The following is a 16,482-nucleotide window of genomic DNA, read 5'->3' as shown; positions in this document are numbered from 1 at the left end:
ATGTCTGACTTGATTTGTTTAAAATCGGTTTGTGTTTCTTTTGGTCAAAGAGAAATTTTAAAAGATATCTCTTTTGATTTAAATGCAGGCCGTATTCTCACCTTACTTGGCCCCAATGGTGCAGGTAAATCTACGGTTATCCGTTTGGTGCTTGGTTTATTAAATCCAACCTCAGGAAAAGTAGAACGTCAACACGGGCTACGGGTTGGCTATGTACCCCAAAAGCTTTATCTCGATCCCACAATGCCATTAACAGTTAAACGCTTTATGACACTAAAACCGGGTGTGCAAGATAAAGATATTCTTCCTGCCTTAGAGCGAGTAAATGCGGCTAAATTAATTCATCAGCCTATGCAGAAACTTTCTGGCGGTGAATCTCAACGTGTATTGTTAGCAAGGGCATTACTTAATCGCCCTCAACTTTTAGTGTTAGATGAACCAACTCAAGGTGTTGATGTCAATGGTCAACTTGCTCTTTATGATTTAATTAATCAACTTCGCCATGAGTTAGGCTGTGCCATTTTAATGGTTTCCCATGATCTTCATTTGGTGATGGCAAAAACAGATGAAGTCCTCTGTTTAAATGGTCATATTTGCTGTTCCGGTACGCCTGATGTAGTTTCTTCTCATCCGGAATTTATTGCTATGTTTGGTAGTCGTGGTGCTGAGCAACTCGGTATTTATCGTCATCATCATCAACACAGTAAGGAGTGCCGTCATGATTGAGTTGCTATTACCAGGCTGGATTGCGGGTATGCTCTTAGCAACAGCGGCAGGCCCTTTAGGTTCTTTTGTCGTTTGGCGTCGTATGTCTTATTTTGGCGATACATTAGCGCATGCCTCATTACTTGGGGTAGCTTTCGGGTTGCTCTTTAATATCGAACCTTTCTATGCTGTTATCATTGTCACCCTGCTGTTAGCCATTTTATTAGTATGGTTAGAACTAAAACCACAACTGTCTGTTGATACCCTATTAGGGATCATGGCACACAGCGCCCTTTCTTTAGGGCTTGTCGTTGTCAGTTTAATGTCCAATGTTCGCGTTGATCTTATGGCATATTTATTTGGTGACTTACTTTCGGTTAACTACCAAGATGTTATCAGTATTTTTATTGGCGTCGTCATTGTCTTATTTGTAATTATTCGTTCATGGCGTCCATTGCTTTCTATGACTATTAATCAAGATATGGCTTTTGTTGATGGTGTTAATATTCAACGTGAACGCTTGAAATTAATGATGATCACCGCATTAACCATTGGGTTAGCAATGAAATTTGTGGGCGCGTTGATTATTACTTCTCTGCTAATTATTCCCGCAGCGACAGCTCGCCGCTTTGCCCGCTCACCTGAACAAATGGCGATTATTGCAATTGTGGTTGGTATGTTTGCAATTACAGGGGGATTAACCTTCTCAGCACTTTACGATACCCCAGCTGGCCCTTCAGTTGTATTGGCGGCTAGCTGTTTATTTATCTTGAGTCTATTTGCTCCTGCTAAACAATAATTTGGGTAAATTACGCCTTAATACAAAAATAACCCTTGAGGTGATTACGCCATCAAGGGTTATTTTTATCTGTTTATTATAAATTATAGAACGTAGGCTTAATCTTTTACGATACGATTAAAATGACGATAGGCATGGCTCGTTGCAATACGGCCTCTTGGCGTACGTTGAATAAACCCTTGTTGAATAAGATAAGGCTCTAATACATCTTCAATGGTTTCACGTTCTTCGCCGATCGCTGCGGCAAGATTATCAAGCCCTACAGGGCCACCCATAAATTTATCAATAATTGCAAAGAGTAATTTGCGGTCTAAATAATCAAAACCTGCCGCATCAACATTCAACATATCAAGAGCCTTAGATGCAGTGTCTTCATCAATAGCGCCATTCCCTTTCACTTGAGCAAAGTCTCGTACACGGCGCAATAATCGGTTAGTAATACGAGGTGTACCTCGTGATCGCATCGCAATTTGACGAGCACCTTCAGTGGTCATATCAAGCCCCATAAAGTTGGCGCTACGCGAAACAATATGTTGTAGATCGTCAACATTATAAAATTCAAGGCGCTGAACAATACCAAAGCGATCACGTAAAGGGGATGTCAATGAACCGGCTCTTGTGGTTGCACCAACAAGTGTAAAAGGTGGCAAATCAATTTTAATAGAGCGTGCTGCAGGCCCTTCACCAATCATGATATCAAGTTGATAATCTTCCATGGCAGGGTAAAGAATTTCTTCAACAACAGGGGAAAGACGGTGAATTTCATCAATAAACAACACGTCATGAGGTTCAAGATTAGTCAGCATTGCGGCTAAATCACCGGCTTTCTCTAATACAGGGCCTGATGTCGTACGCAAATTAACGCCCATTTCATGGGCAATAATATTAGCCAGTGTTGTTTTACCTAACCCAGGAGGTCCAAAAATAAGTAAATGGTCTAAAGCATCATGACGTAATTTAGCTGCCTGAATAAAAATCTCCATTTGCTCACGAACTTGAGGTTGCCCTACATAGTCGGCAAGAGATTTAGGCCGAATGGCCCTATCAATCATTTCTTCTTCAGGTTGTTGAATTTCTGCTGAAATCAGGCGATCTGCTTCAATCACAATGTATTACCCCTAAATAGCCGCACGCAAAGCTTCTTTAATCAGCGTTTCACTATCCGCACCCGGTTTAGCTACTTTACTGATCATTTTAGCCGCTTCTTGCGGTTTATACCCTAATGCAATTAATGCTGATGATGCTTCTGCTTCAATATCTGCGGTAGTTGGTGCTTTAGGTGATGTACTTGCAGGCAATTCAATATCACTGTTTTGATCGAATAAATCACCATTGAGTCCTTTAAAGCGGTCTTTCATTTCAACCACTAAACGCTCGGCTGTTTTCTTACCAACACCCGGTAATTTGACTAATGATGAAATAGCTTCGTTTTCAATGGCGGTAACAAATTGGCGAGCTGACATGCCTGATAAAATCGCCAATGCTAATTTAGGCCCTACGCCATTCACTTTAATTAGTTCACGAAAAAGTGCGCGTTCTTGTTTTTGGTTAAAACCATAAAGTAACTGTGCATCTTCTCGTACAATAAATTGCGTGTAGATAATGGCTTCTTGGCCAATATCAGGCAATTCATAAAAACAGGTCATTGGCATATTAATTTCATATCCAACACCATTACCTGCTTCGATCAGCACCACTGGTGGCTGTTTTTCAAGAATAATTCCTCTGATACGACCTATCACCTTAACGCCTCCGCAAAAATAATTACGTCAAGTTTATAACATAAAAAAAGCTGGACGTATATCCAGCTTGTGAAAAACCAAAGACAATGAGCAAGATAAAGACCTATCTTAATCGACCGCGTGCTAAAACGAGACGAGGATCACCCACGCGTAATAAATTTTGGTTAAAGTGGCAATGGGTAATCGCAATCGCCAACGCATCGGCAGCATCTGATTGAGGTGCCGCTGATAATTTTAATATTGATCGCACCATATGCTGTACTTGGCTTTTATCAGCGGCGCCTGTACCCACAACAGTTTGTTTGACTTGCCGAGCCGCATATTCAAAAACGGGCAAATCGTTATTTACTGCCGCTAATATTGCCACACCTCGCGCTTGCCCCAGCTTTAAGGCAGAGTCGGCATTTTTAGCCATAAAGACTTGTTCAACAGCAAAGACATCCGGCGAAAATTGCGTGATAATTTCGCTGACACCTGCATAAATACGTTTAAGTCGATTAGGAAGGTCAGGAACCTGTGTACGAATACACCCACTTCCCAAATAGATAAGCTGTCGCCCTTGCTGTCGAATTACGCCATAACCTGTAACACGCGAGCCTGGGTCTATACCTAAAATGATAGCCATATCATTTCCTGTTGCCGATATGGTCGATGGCGAGAGAAAAGAGCAATAAACCCTGCTTTGCTCTTCTCTTCGCACTTTCTAATAACAGAATTGAACACTGTTATTTTCGATAATCGTTAGAACGATTACAGGATATCTTCCAGTTGTTTTGCAACTTCATCCGAGATATCACCGTTGTGATATACTTCTTGTACATCATCACTGTCTTCTAACATATCGATAAGACGCAGTAATTTTGGTGCAGTTTCAATATCAAGTTCCGCTTTCGTGGATGGGATCATCGAAACTTCAGCTGATTCAGCCACAAAACCCGCAGCATCCATTGCATCTTTAACTTCACCAAACGATTCTGGCGTAGTATAAACATCGATAGCGCCGTCATCATAAGTTTCAACGTCATCAGCACCTGCTTCTAACGCAGCTTCCATAACAGCATCTTCATCAACACCGGGTGCGTAAGAAATCACGCCTTTTTTGGTAAACAGGTAAGAAACTGAACCGTCTGTTCCTAAGTTACCCCCTGTTTTGGTAAATGCATGACGAACATCGGAAACAGTACGGTTACGATTATCACTTAAGCACTCTACCATCACTGCCGTACCCGCTGGGCCATAGCCTTCATAGATGATAGTTTCCATATTATCATTTTCATCACTACCCACACCGCGTGCAATTGCACGATTTAAGGTGTCTCGAGTCATGTTGTTTGATAATGCTTTATCAATTGCCGCACGTAAACGTGGGTTAGTTGCAGGATCGCCCCCCCCTAAACGTGCTGCTGTAACTAATTCACGGATGATTTTAGTGAAAATTTTACCGCGTTTCGCATCTTGCGCTGCTTTACGGTGTTTTGTATTGGCCCATTTACTATGACCTGCCATGAAAATATCTCCAAACGTGGTCTAATCATTAAATAACAAATTCTTCAATTGCTTGCTGATTACTGGCGGATTTTGTTAATTTTGCCGCCTGTGACGCGTCTAGCCATTGGTATTGTGAATGTTCAGTTAGCGCTATATCTCGCTCTGCGGGCAGTGCTAACGTAAACCAATGTTCCTGACAATGTGTCACATCAGGTGCATAACGATGCCGAAAATGTGCAAAAATCTCAAAAATAATTGAGCGATGACAATCCACCAGCTCAAGACTTTCTTTTATGATATCAATTCCAATCTCTTCTTGCACTTCGCGCAATGCGGTTTGAAAAGGGGTTTCCCCCTCTTCTATACTGCCCGTCACTGATTGCCAGAAATCAGGATCATCTCGACGCTTCAGCATAAGCACCCGTTTGGTTTCCTTTGCATAAATAACAACTAAAACGGATATCGGGCGCTTATATTTCATCATTTACTCTTTATCTTCGCTAACTTCTTTTTGAGTCACTGCAATCGCTAACTCTTTTAAAGAATCGGCATTAGCAAAGCTTGGTGCATTAGTCATTAAGCATGCAGCCGCAGTTGTTTTAGGGAAAGCAATAACATCACGAATGTTATCCGTTCCCGTTAACAACATCACTAAACGGTCTAAACCAAAAGCTAAACCGGCATGTGGTGGCGTACCAAATTTTAGTGCATCTAATAAGAAACCAAATTTCTCTTGTTGCTCATCTGGCGAAATACCTAAAATGCTAAACACCGCTTGTTGCATTTCATTACGGTGAATACGTACCGAACCACCACCCACTTCATAACCGTTAATGACCATATCATACGCATTCGCCACTGCACCCACTGGATGTGCGGTCAACTCAACAGGTGATAAGTCTTTTGGTGACGTAAATGGATGGTGCATTGCACTTAAGCCACCGGTATCTTCATCTTCTTCAAACATTGGGAAGTCGATAACCCACAATGGTTTCCATGCGCTTAAGTCTGTCAGTTCAAGATCACGTCCGACTTTCAAACGCAACGCACCCATTGCATCACTCATTGTGCCTTTACGACCCGCACCAAAGAAGATTAAATCACCGTCTGCTGCGCCCGTTGTTTCTAAAATACGATTAACAACCTCGTTCGTTAGGAATTTAGCAATTGGGCTTTGTACACCTTCAATACCTTTTGCACTTTCGTTGACTTTCATCCACGCAAGGCCTTTCGCACCATAAATGCCGACAAACTGTGTATATTCATCGATATTCTTACGGGTTAATGATGCGCCACCAGGTACACGCAGTGCGATAACACGGCCATTCTCATCATTTGCAGCTTGTGCAAACACACTGAACTCAACATCTTTAACTAAATCAGCGATGTCTTTGAGTTCCATTGGGTTACGTAAATCAGGCTTATCTGAACCATAGCGACGCATTGCTTCCGCAAAGGTCATCACAGGGAACGCGCCTAAATCAACATTTAGAATATCTAACCATAAAGCATGGATCATACGCTCCATCACTTCGCGCACTTGGTCTGCACTCATGAAAGAGGTTTCAACATCGATTTGTGTAAATTCAGGTTGGCGATCAGCACGTAAGTCTTCATCACGGAAGCATTTTACGATTTGATAATAACGGTCAATACCAGACATCATTAACAGTTGTTTAAACAACTGTGGTGATTGTGGTAATGCATAAAATTTACCTTTATGCACACGGCTTGGAACTAAATAGTCACGCGCGCCTTCTGGTGTCGCTTTGGTTAGCATTGGGGTTTCAACATCAAGGAAACCTTCACCATCCATAAAACGACGAACAAAACTTGTGATCTTGGCACGAGTTTTTAAGCGATCTGACATTTCAGGGCGACGCAGGTCTAAATAACGATAGGTTAAACGACGCTCTTCCGTATTTGTTTGATTGCTATCTAACGGTAATGGCTCTGAACGGTTAAAAATAGACAGAGATTCTGCCGCTAACTCAATTTCACCTGTTGCCATATTCTTGTTAACTTGGCTATCAGGACGAGCGCGTACTGTTCCTGTGACTTGAATACAAAATTCATTACGCAGTTCTGCTGCCTGAGAAAATGCCTCTTTCTGCTCTGGGTCAAAGAAGACTTGAACAATACCTTCGCGATCTCGCATATCAATAAAGATAAGCCCACCTAAGTCACGGCGACGGTTAACCCAACCACAAAGAGTCACTTTTTGGCCCACATGGGCACTATTCAACTGCCCACAATAATTAGTACGCATACAATATCCTTTTACTCAGCTTGTTGTGCTTTCTGCTGCGGAAATTTTGGCAATAGTCTTTTTCGAGTAGTGTCAAAAAAAAGGCAGACATTATAACGAAAATTCTTCATGGAGATAAGAGTATAGACCTAGTTTATATGATACATCTTTTCAAGGATTTGCTAATCCCCAAACAATTAATTAATAATAATTATTTATAGCGACAGAAGTCGCTTTGAGGTTTATCATTAAATTCGCCGTTTTTTGGCTTTGGCAATGGAGAAAAGATGGTTAGCTCGCTTTATATCGTACTGGGCGCACTATTATTGATTAAACTGTCCTTCAATGTTGTAAAACTCAGAACACAATATCGGGTTGCTTATGGTGATGGTGGTTTTTATGAATTACAAACAGCCATCCGCGTTCATGGCAATGCGGTAGAATATATTCCTATTTCCATGATCTTACTGCTGGTTATGGAAATGAATGGTGCTTTTGTTTGGATGGTACACATCTGTGGCTCAATTTTAATCGCAGGTCGCTTCTTACACTCTTATGGATTAAAACACCGCGAACTTCGTTGGCGTCGTTCAGGCATGGCCGCCACTTACTTATCAATGGTATTGATGATCATTGCTAATATTTATTTCCTTCCTTGGATACAAATCTTTTCCTTTTATTATTAAGTCCTCGTGGGAATAACATGATCATCCATGATCAAAACCGACATCCTTGCTGTTGTCTCTAATAACGGCAAGGTATCAAAAAGGTTTATTTATTTTTTCCAATTTCTTTCTAAATAATGCAACTTTGTGAGCACCGTCGCTTCTGGTAGAATGCTCACTTCTTTTATTCCTTAAACCTATTTTAGTTATGTCGAACTCAAAATCATCACAACAAGACAGCTTATTTGCGACACCTATTGCTAACCTTGGTGACTGGCGCTTTGATGAAAAAGTCGCTGAAGTGTTCCCAGATATGATAAAACGCTCAGTACCGGGTTACTCTAATATCATTTCTATGATTGGAATGCTTGCTGGTCGCTTTGTTACACCTAATAGCCAAATCTATGATTTAGGCTGTTCTTTAGGTGCGGCTACCCTTTCTATGCGCCGTAATATTAATGTTGCAGGTTGCAAAATTATTGGCATTGATAATTCACCCGCTATGGTAGAACGTTGTCAGCGCCATATTGATGCCTATAAAGCGGAAACACCCGTTGATATTATTGAAGGGGATATTCTTGATATCGAGATTAACAACGCCTCAATGGTGGTGCTTAATTTCACCCTACAATTTTTAGAACCACATGATCGCCAAACATTATTAAATAAAATCTACCAAGGTCTTAATCCGGGTGGAGTGTTAGTCCTTTCTGAAAAATTTAGTTTTGAAGATAAAGAGATTGGTGAACTACTGTTTAATATGCACCATGATTTTAAGCGTGCTAATGGTTACAGTGAATTAGAAATCAGTCAAAAACGTAGCATGCTAGAAAATGTCATGCTAACAGACTCTGTTGAAATGCATAAAACTCGCTTACATAGTGCCGGTTTTTCACATGCAGAAGTTTGGTTCCAATGTTTTAATTTCGGCTCTCTTTTAGCGATTAAAGGCAATAACTAATGATTAATTTCGGCTCTTTTTATCAACATATTGCGCAAGATGAGCGCTTATTTCATTGGTTAGAAACCTTACCCGCTCAACTTACACAATGGCGTTCTTATGCATTACATGGTCATTTTGCATCATGGGAAAGAATGCTAGAAAACTTGCCCGAAATCACGCCCTCTGAACTTGATTTAAAAAAAGGCGTTATCGCCAATAGCACCCCGGCATTAAGTGCGGGAGAACAACTTGGTTTAAATAATATTTTAAAATCATTAATGCCATGGCGAAAAGGTCCTTTTTCCCTTTATGGTGTTGATATTGACACAGAATGGCGTTCAGATTGGAAATGGGATCGAGTATTGCCTCACCTTTCACCACTTGAAGGCCGTTTAGTACTAGATGTGGGTTGTGGTAGCGGTTATCACATGTGGCGAATGTTAGGGGAAGGCGCTGAATTTGTTGTGGGAATTGACCCCACTCAGCTTTTTTTATGCCAATTTGAAGCCGTCAGAAAATTATTAGGTAACGACCAGCGCGCGCATTTAATTCCTATTGGTATTGAACAAATGCCCGATTTACATGCCTTTGATACCGTTTTTTCTATGGGTGTACTTTATCATCGTCGTTCACCACTTGATCATTTATGGCAATTAAAAAACCAACTGGTTTCTGGAGGCGAATTAGTCTTAGAAAGCCTCGTCATTGATGGTGATGAATTCCAATGTTTGATCCCAGGTGAACGTTATGCACAAATGCGTAATGTGTACTTTATTCCATCAGCGAAAATGCTAAAAGTGTGGCTAGAAAAATGTGGTTTTAACGATGTCCGCATTGTCGATGAAAACACAACTTCACTTGATGAGCAACGTAAAACAGATTGGATGGTAACGGATTCATTAGATGCCTTCTTAGATGTGAATGATAAAACAAAAACAGTTGAAGGCTATCCTGCCCCTAAACGTGCAATATTAATTGCAACTAAGCCTTAAGTTTTTATTTTATTTAAAAGGGATATCAATTTATTTAATATCCCTTTTTCCATAATATCGTCGTTACTTTCTTATTAAAATTATCTTTAACTCTATTTTTACTCTCTGATAAGCGTTTAAAGAAAAATTATGGCAAATACATCAAAAAACAAAGCGGCTAATCAAAAGAAAATAACTCAAAAGAAGCAACAGTCTCTTTTACAAAAAAATAAATGCCAACAATATAATGATCCTCTTTTTTCATCCTTTATAGAAGAAACAACATCGGTAAAAGCGCTACCATTAACGCCATTACAACGTGGCATTCAACTTTTTTTCTCATTATTTGATTATGCCACACAGATTTTATACGTCGCTTTTATTATTACTGTTTGGTGGCTCCCTGAGCGTTTTTCTGTTCAAACCATTTATAATCTTACGGTTTTATTTTTATTTGAATTTATTCTTGTGCATTCTGGCGTATTTATGGCTGCATTTGCACGCACTAAATTTATTTTTGCACTCATCCCAATTTATAGTATTTTTGCTTTAATTATCAATAGTATGATTATGGGTGATGAAAATTTAATTATTTGGCTTTACGCTGTGATCATCGCCAATCGTATAATTAGTGGTTACCAAGTAAAAACAAAAGAAGAAATGGGAAAAAACCTACTCTATTCTGCACTATTAGTTATTAATTTTATGTTATGCCTTTTCTCTGTACTTATTTTTCAATTTTTAGTGCCTTATGGTGGATTAACACCACAATATTTAAATGAAATTGATTATCTCTATTTAATTCCGCAACACAGTGATTATTTTAATGTTCCTCATGTAGGCATGGCTTACGGCACCCTATTTTATAGTATTCCTTTAGCTTGTATTACCTATATTAATCTATTACCAATTTATAAACGCATGATGCTAAAAATCAAAATACGCAATCGCAGATAGCGTTATTCAACGCTTGTTGTTCTTATTTATTCATGTTTTAATACGCTCGTTATTACTCCATTTACATTTAAGAAGGGACTTCCCCACGATGAACTAAATTCTGCCAGAAAATTATTTCAAATACCGCATTGGTATTCATTTTCTGTTACTGGCAGACAATAGTTTATTTCGTCGTATCTAAAAAAGATCTCGGCTGTCTGCCACCTATTTCTCATAGGAGGTCTCACGATGGCAATAGCCTGTCACTTTTCACAACTTAATATCGAATTTAATCAAGAAGCCCTTTTTCCCCCTTTAACTCGTTCACTCGCATGTCAGCGAAATGCCTTAATTGGTCATAATGGTAAAGGAAAGTCGGTGCTCTTAAGATTATTAGCACAAAAAATATTACCAACTTCAGGGCAAATTAATTGGAACAGACCCTTTGTTCACGTTGATCAATTAACACGATTACAAGGTAATACACTTGCTGAAGCTTTAGGTATTAATGAGATCCATCAAGCATTCAAACGTGTTGATGCTGGCATTGCAACACTGGAAGATATTGAGTTGCTTGATGATAAATGGCAACTCCCCGTTACTTGGCAAAATTTATTAAATTCCGCACAACTTCCTGTCGCACTTGAGACACCTATTGCACATCTTAGTGGTGGTGAACAAACACGTTTGGCACTTTGCCATGCCTTTTTATGTGAAGATAGTTTTCTTCTGTTAGATGAACCTGATAATCATCTTGATTACCAAGGGCAGCAATGGCTGGTGAAACAATTAGCACAACACAAAGCAGGATCGTTGATCGTGAGTCATAATCGTAACTTGCTCACTTATATGGATGCTATTTTAGAATTAAGTGAAAAGGGCTTATCTGAATATGGGGGGAATTATGCCTTATATGAAATGCAGAAAGAGGCAGAAACTGCCTCTTTAGAGGCCGCTAGTGAACGATTAAATAGCCAAATAAAAAATGAGAAACGTCAACAACAAGCCACATTACAAAAGGCAACACAGCGCAAACGACAAGGCGAGTCTATCAGACAAAGTGGCTCTCAATGCTTACTTTTGCTTGATATGCAAAAAAATCGAGCAGAACAACGTCAATCTGCCGTTGCTAAACGGCATCAGCGTGTTATCGAAGATATGCAATCCCAAAAACAGAATGTGGATGAGGAAAAATCGCATATCCATCAACAAAAAATCACCTTGAATTATCAAAGTGAAGGCCATCGTTTAAATGTGTTTGTTGATAATCTTCAACTACCGTATGGTTACCAACGCCCTATTTCATTTTCCGCTTACGGTAATGAACATTGGCATATTAAAGGTAAAAATGGGGGTGGGAAATCAACATTATTAAAATGTTTGATCCAAAAACTCACACCATTATCAGGAGAGTTTCGTCTTAATCAGGATTACTGTTACCTCGATCAACATCTTGCTCTACTTGATAAAACATTACCCGTTGCTCACGCTTTACACCAATATCAACCCGCTATTTCTATCGAACAATGGCGAACACGCCTTGGTATGTTAAGGATCAGAGGCGATAAATCTTTGCTTCCCCTTGAAAAATTAAGTGGTGGTGAACAATTAAAAGCGACATTATTAGCATTAACCCACAGCCCAACGCCCCCTGCGGTATTATTGCTTGATGAACCCGATAATCATCTTGATATTGAGTCTAAACAACTGTTAGAAAATTTGCTAATCGAATATCAAGGCACATTATTATTAATTTCTCACGATGAAGCCTTTGTTGAGCGTTGCGGTATAACACATACATTATTATTAGAAGATATTGAGTAAATACAATACAGATTTATTGCAATATATTTGGAAGAATAAAGGACATAAAAACTAATGATGTTCTATTAATAGAGAGTAAGAATTTAACTCACCAGAACGTAAGACTGCGCTTTTTTGGCGCAGTCTTCGAATCTTTAGCTCAAGCTTATTTTATTAAATTTAAGACGCTAAAGGTGCATGAATGCTCATAATATCTTTCATTGCTTCAACCGTATCTTCATCAACACAGTAATGAGTAAACTCATCGACTTCACTGTCTGAGCTCATGGTTACCCCAGCTTTACGATAAACCATAGTTGAGGGGGCGACTTTCCCTGCGGAACTGTGAATTTCTTTTAAGCCTACATCTAAGAATTTTTGGATATTACTTAGTCTTACACCAGCACCCGCCATAATGATGGGGCCTTTCGTTTTTTCATTTAATGTTCGTAATAAAGATAAGCCAAGCTCCGCATTTGCCTGTTGCCCTGACGTTAAAATACGAGAAACGCCTAATTGAGTAAGCTGTTCTAATGCCAATAGCGGATTAATACACATATCAAAAGCACGATGAAAAGTAATCGCTAATGGGCCAGCAAGTTCCATTAAGATTTCCATTTTAGGGAGATCAATATGCCCTTCTTCATTTAAAAGACCCACAACAGCACCCGAAAACCCCATATCGCGGATAAGACTAATGTCATTTTTCATTGCTGAAAAATCAGCTTGTGTATAACAAAAGTCACCACCACGAGGGCGTACAATGGGATGAACGGGTATACGAACAAGATCCCTAACTTGTCTTAGCATCCCAAAGCTTGGCGTAATGCCACCTTCCGATGGGCTGGTGCACAGCTCAATTCTATCTGCGCCTGCTCGTTCTGCTATCAACGCACATTCTGCGCCAAAACAACAAATCTCCAACGTAGCCATATCATCCCTCTTTATCCTTAATACAGAAAGTAATCAGAAAATAAATATCATTTCTTAGCGATTACTAACAATAGTTGTCGAATATCGTTATTCATTCAATTCCACCATCAGAATTTTGTGCTGACACAAGCAAACTATTTTCTGAAAATGTCGCTCAACACTCACTTTCTACGATTTCAAGTAACGAATAAGGATGATACTTCACAGTGACTTTTCCATTAGAAATAGCAACCGTCGGATTAGGCAAACGCTCTTTTTCCCCTTTAGGCTCACTGATTTTTAAACCAATTCCCTCTGGTAAAGGTTGAGGTAAAAATGACATCACTTTATTCACTAATTCAGTAGGTTCAATGGAAATAACTTGTTCTATATGTTCCCAACCTTGGTATTCGTATGTTTTATGTGTTGGAAATGGCAATTCAATAATAGAGATAGGCTGATTTAAAATCATTAATGGCGTATCTAACTGAAATAGGTAAATAGGTCGCCCATTAATGACATTATCAGAAATACACTTTCCACATTGACTTAGCCCTATTTGCCATTGCGTTGCCAACTCTAAATTGTGACAACGTAACGATACATGATCGGTAGAGTACCGTGTTAAATCTAAACCTATACTATTAGCAAATTGCATCATATTTTCTTCAAAGAATGGAAGTTCACGATTTAAATCATTTAATTGAGGTATTGAAGAAAATAACGCCATTTTGAGCAACCTTAATGAAAAACAGAGAAAAAACCTTAAAGATAAGGCTCAGATAGTAGCATGTCCTAGCTGGAATATGTTATAAATTCAAGGTTAATCCCAATTCTTTATAATAAACTTGGCAGGCATCTGTCTTCAGGTTTTATTTTCTCAATAATTTAAGGTAACCCGGTGAATATTCAGGCTTTTCTTTCAGAAAAAATCAGTGTGGCAATGTGTGCTGCTGGCGCACCCGCTGATAGCGAACCTCTTGTCCGTCAGTCAGCTAAAGTACAATTTGGTGACTATCAGGCAAATGGTGTCATGGGAGCTGCAAAAAAAATGGGGATCCCACCCCGACAACTCGCAGAAAAAATTCTGGAAAAGCTCGATATTACCGATATTGCAGATAAAGTTGAAATCGCAGGCCCTGGTTTTATCAATATTTTTCTAACCCAAGAATGGATAGCTAAACAAGCTGATAATGCATTAGCTGATGAACATTTGAATGTTACCCCAGTCGCACCTCAAACTATTGTTATCGACTATTCATCGCCGAATGTTGCGAAACAAATGCATGTGGGTCACTTACGTTCCACCATTATCGGTGATGCGAGTGCACGTACTTTATCTTTCTTAGGCCATAATATTATTCGAGCTAATCACCTAGGTGATTGGGGAACGCAATTTGGTATGTTGATTGCGTATTTAGAAAAAAAACAAAACGAAAATGCCGCAGATATGGCGTTATCGGATCTCGAAGAGTTTTATCGCGAAGCTAAAAAATGCTATGACGAAGATGACGTATTTGCAGAGCGTGCCCGTAACTACGTTGTAAAACTGCAAGGTGGTGATGAATATTGCCGTACCATGTGGCGTAAACTCGTTGATATCACCATGCAACAAAACCAAGTCACTTATCAACGCCTTAATGTCACTTTGACTGAAGATGACATTATGGGTGAAAGTCTTTATAACCCGATGTTACCTGGTATTGTTGCTGACCTAAAAGCGAAAGGCCTTGCTGTAGAAAGTGAAGGTGCAACCGTTGTTTTCCTTGATGAGTATAAAAATAAGGAAGGCGAACCAATGGGTGTTATCGTTCAGAAAAAAGACGGTGGCTACCTTTATACAACAACCGATATTGCTTGTGCGAAATATCGTCATGAAAACCTACATGCTGATCGTGTTCTTTATTATATCGACTCTCGCCAGCATCAGCATTTAATGCAAGCGTGGACGATTGTACGTAAAGCTGGTTATATTCCTGAATCAATGTCACTTGAGCATCATATGTTTGGCATGATGCTAGGTAAAGATGGTCGCCCATTTAAAACACGTTCTGGTGGTACAGTTCGTTTAACCGATTTACTTGATGAAGCTTATGATAGAGCTCGTAACTTAATTCTTGAAAAAAATCCTGATATGGATGAAGAAGAATTAAATAATGTTGCTCGAGTTGTCGGTATCGGTGCGGTTAAATATGCTGATTTATCTAAAAACCGTACAACAGATTACATCTTTGATTGGGATCTAATGTTAAGTTTTGAAGGTAATACTGCGCCTTATATGCAATATGCCTATACACGCGTTGCTTCAATCTTTAAACGTGCTGACATTGATGAAAACTCATTAACACAGCCTATTGCATTAACTCAATCTCATGAAAAACAATTAGCATTACGTTTAGTACAATTTGATGAGACTATTATGCAGGTTGCACGAGATGGCACACCTCATGTGATGTGCGCTTATCTTTACGATCTAGCACAATCTTTCTCTGGTTTTTATGAAAACTGCCCTATCTTATCCGCTGAAGATGAAAATACTCGCCAAAGCCGTTTAAAACTGGCTCGTTTAACAGCGAGAACGTTAAAGCAAGGTTTAGATACATTAGGTATTGAAACGGTCGATAGAATGTAATTTTTCCCTATTATCAAATAACAGTGACAAAAAAACCGATGGCAATTTAACCATCGGTTTTTTTATTAATTTATTCAATATAACGAGAGAACCACTTCAATTGCTCACTCCAATTCAACGTCCAATGCTACTTAATCATTAATCTTCGTTAGCAGTTATAACATCCTGACACAATAGCCCTCTGATATCTTTCGCCTCAATCCAGCCATCAACACTATCTATTGGTTTGCTTGGGCTATAAAGGCGGTCATTGACATCTTTAGCTGTGAATGACAGCTTCTCATTAGTCTTGTCAAATACACCAACACAGTTAACTGGTGTTAATTTTGAGGTATTAATTTTTCCGTCCGCCGTACAACCTGCAAGAAATAGCGTAGCTAATGATACAGAAATGATAATTGCTTTTTTCATAGTAGCTCCTTGACACTCTTTTATTTTTATTTTTACTAAAAATCATCGAATGATTGTTTAGTAGTCTTCAAACTAGAAATATCTAATAGTTTACAACTGCTTTGAGTATAGCGAACAAATGAAGAAATATTTGAGTTATTGAGCTATTAATGAAAAAAGTGAGAAATATTGCGAAGGATTTGAAAAGAGAGGGAAAAACAGAAAACAAAGACGGAACAAATGAAAGT

General features: G+C 39.1%; 17 protein-coding genes. 8 read left to right on the top strand and 9 right to left on the bottom strand.

The window, feature by feature from the left end:
- Entirely contained in the window at window positions 1–726 is a 726-nt protein-coding gene (gene znuC / locus INT04_RS13035) for a zinc ABC transporter ATP-binding protein ZnuC (protein WP_193016542.1), read from the top strand.
- A complete protein-coding gene (gene znuB, locus INT04_RS13030) occupies window positions 719–1,504 on the top strand; it encodes a zinc ABC transporter permease subunit ZnuB (RefSeq protein ID WP_193016541.1) in 786 nt (261 codons plus the stop codon). Before znuC ends, znuB begins: the two co-directional genes overlap by 8 nt.
- A 98-nt stretch (window positions 1,505–1,602) precedes the next feature.
- Here the strand turns inward: znuB and ruvB are convergent, their stop codons facing one another.
- From ruvB to aspS, 6 genes are all read right to left on the bottom strand, one after another.
- Window positions 1,603–2,610 (bottom strand): Holliday junction branch migration DNA helicase RuvB, encoded by a 1,008-nt coding sequence (gene ruvB / locus INT04_RS13025; RefSeq protein WP_193016540.1) that lies wholly within the window; start codon window positions 2,608–2,610, stop codon window positions 1,603–1,605.
- Between the two features lie 12 nt (window positions 2,611–2,622).
- Window positions 2,623–3,246: a Holliday junction branch migration protein RuvA gene (gene ruvA / locus INT04_RS13020; protein ID WP_193016539.1), complete on the bottom strand. Its 624-nt coding sequence runs from the start codon at window positions 3,244–3,246 to the stop codon at window positions 2,623–2,625.
- A 103-nt stretch (window positions 3,247–3,349) separates the two neighbouring features.
- Window positions 3,350–3,871: a crossover junction endodeoxyribonuclease RuvC gene (gene ruvC, locus INT04_RS13015; protein WP_193016538.1), complete on the bottom strand. Its 522-nt coding sequence runs from the start codon at window positions 3,869–3,871 to the stop codon at window positions 3,350–3,352.
- A 125-nt stretch (window positions 3,872–3,996) separates the two neighbouring features.
- Window positions 3,997–4,752, bottom strand: coding sequence for a YebC/PmpR family DNA-binding transcriptional regulator (locus INT04_RS13010; protein ID WP_193016537.1), 756 nt, complete (start codon window positions 4,750–4,752; stop codon window positions 3,997–3,999).
- Window positions 4,753–4,780: 28 nt separating this feature from the next.
- Window positions 4,781–5,215, bottom strand: a complete 435-nt coding sequence (gene nudB, locus INT04_RS13005; protein ID WP_193016536.1) for a dihydroneopterin triphosphate diphosphatase — start codon at window positions 5,213–5,215, stop codon at window positions 4,781–4,783.
- A gap of 3 nt (window positions 5,216–5,218) precedes the next feature.
- Window positions 5,219–7,003: an aspartate--tRNA ligase gene (gene aspS / locus INT04_RS13000; RefSeq protein ID WP_193016535.1), complete on the bottom strand. Its 1,785-nt coding sequence runs from the start codon at window positions 7,001–7,003 to the stop codon at window positions 5,219–5,221.
- Between the two features lie 266 nt (window positions 7,004–7,269).
- Between aspS and INT04_RS12995 the strand changes: the two genes are divergently transcribed.
- From INT04_RS12995 to INT04_RS12975, 5 genes are all read left to right on the top strand, one after another.
- Window positions 7,270–7,668, top strand: coding sequence for an MAPEG family protein (locus tag INT04_RS12995; protein WP_193016534.1), 399 nt, complete (start codon window positions 7,270–7,272; stop codon window positions 7,666–7,668).
- A gap of 187 nt (window positions 7,669–7,855) precedes the next feature.
- Complete coding sequence (gene cmoA / locus INT04_RS12990; RefSeq protein ID WP_193016533.1) at window positions 7,856–8,608, top strand: carboxy-S-adenosyl-L-methionine synthase CmoA; 753 nt, start codon at window positions 7,856–7,858, stop codon at window positions 8,606–8,608.
- Window positions 8,608–9,582 carry a tRNA 5-methoxyuridine(34)/uridine 5-oxyacetic acid(34) synthase CmoB gene (cmoB, locus tag INT04_RS12985; RefSeq protein ID WP_193016532.1) on the top strand — a complete coding sequence of 325 codons (975 nt, stop codon included), beginning with the start codon at window positions 8,608–8,610 and terminating at the stop codon, window positions 9,580–9,582. The genes cmoA and cmoB overlap by 1 nt, the downstream gene beginning before the upstream one ends.
- Before the next feature lie 129 nt (window positions 9,583–9,711).
- Entirely contained in the window at window positions 9,712–10,518 is an 807-nt protein-coding gene (locus INT04_RS12980; RefSeq protein WP_193016531.1) for a hypothetical protein, read from the top strand.
- Window positions 10,519–10,746: 228 nt separating this feature from the next.
- On the top strand, window positions 10,747–12,321 hold the full coding sequence (locus INT04_RS12975) for an ATP-binding cassette domain-containing protein (RefSeq protein WP_193016530.1): 1,575 nt from the start codon (window positions 10,747–10,749) through the stop codon (window positions 12,319–12,321).
- 159 nt (window positions 12,322–12,480) lie between these two features.
- Here INT04_RS12975 and cutC read toward each other — a convergent pair whose 3' ends face one another.
- Together cutC and INT04_RS12965 are read right to left on the bottom strand one after the other, a co-directional pair.
- Window positions 12,481–13,233 carry a copper homeostasis protein CutC gene (cutC, locus tag INT04_RS12970; protein ID WP_193016529.1) on the bottom strand — a complete coding sequence of 251 codons (753 nt, stop codon included), beginning with the start codon at window positions 13,231–13,233 and terminating at the stop codon, window positions 12,481–12,483.
- A gap of 154 nt (window positions 13,234–13,387) precedes the next feature.
- The gene (locus tag INT04_RS12965; RefSeq protein ID WP_193016528.1) at window positions 13,388–13,942 is read right to left on the bottom strand and encodes a VOC family protein; all 555 of its coding nucleotides are present in this window, start codon (window positions 13,940–13,942) and stop codon (window positions 13,388–13,390) included.
- Between the two features lie 171 nt (window positions 13,943–14,113).
- Between INT04_RS12965 and argS the strand changes: the two genes are divergently transcribed.
- The gene (argS, locus tag INT04_RS12960; protein WP_193016527.1) at window positions 14,114–15,844 is read left to right on the top strand and encodes an arginine--tRNA ligase; all 1,731 of its coding nucleotides are present in this window, start codon (window positions 14,114–14,116) and stop codon (window positions 15,842–15,844) included.
- A 138-nt stretch (window positions 15,845–15,982) separates the two neighbouring features.
- Here the strand turns inward: argS and INT04_RS12955 are convergent, their stop codons facing one another.
- Complete coding sequence (locus INT04_RS12955; protein ID WP_193016526.1) at window positions 15,983–16,255, bottom strand: hypothetical protein; 273 nt, start codon at window positions 16,253–16,255, stop codon at window positions 15,983–15,985.
- Window positions 16,256–16,482 lie beyond the last annotated feature (227 nt).

The organism is Proteus sp. FME41, assembly GCF_014897315.1.
Classification (GTDB): Bacteria; Pseudomonadota; Gammaproteobacteria; order Enterobacterales; family Enterobacteriaceae; genus Proteus.
The sequence above is the reverse complement of the archived record's forward strand: the minus strand, read 5'-3'. Positions and strand labels throughout refer to the sequence as shown.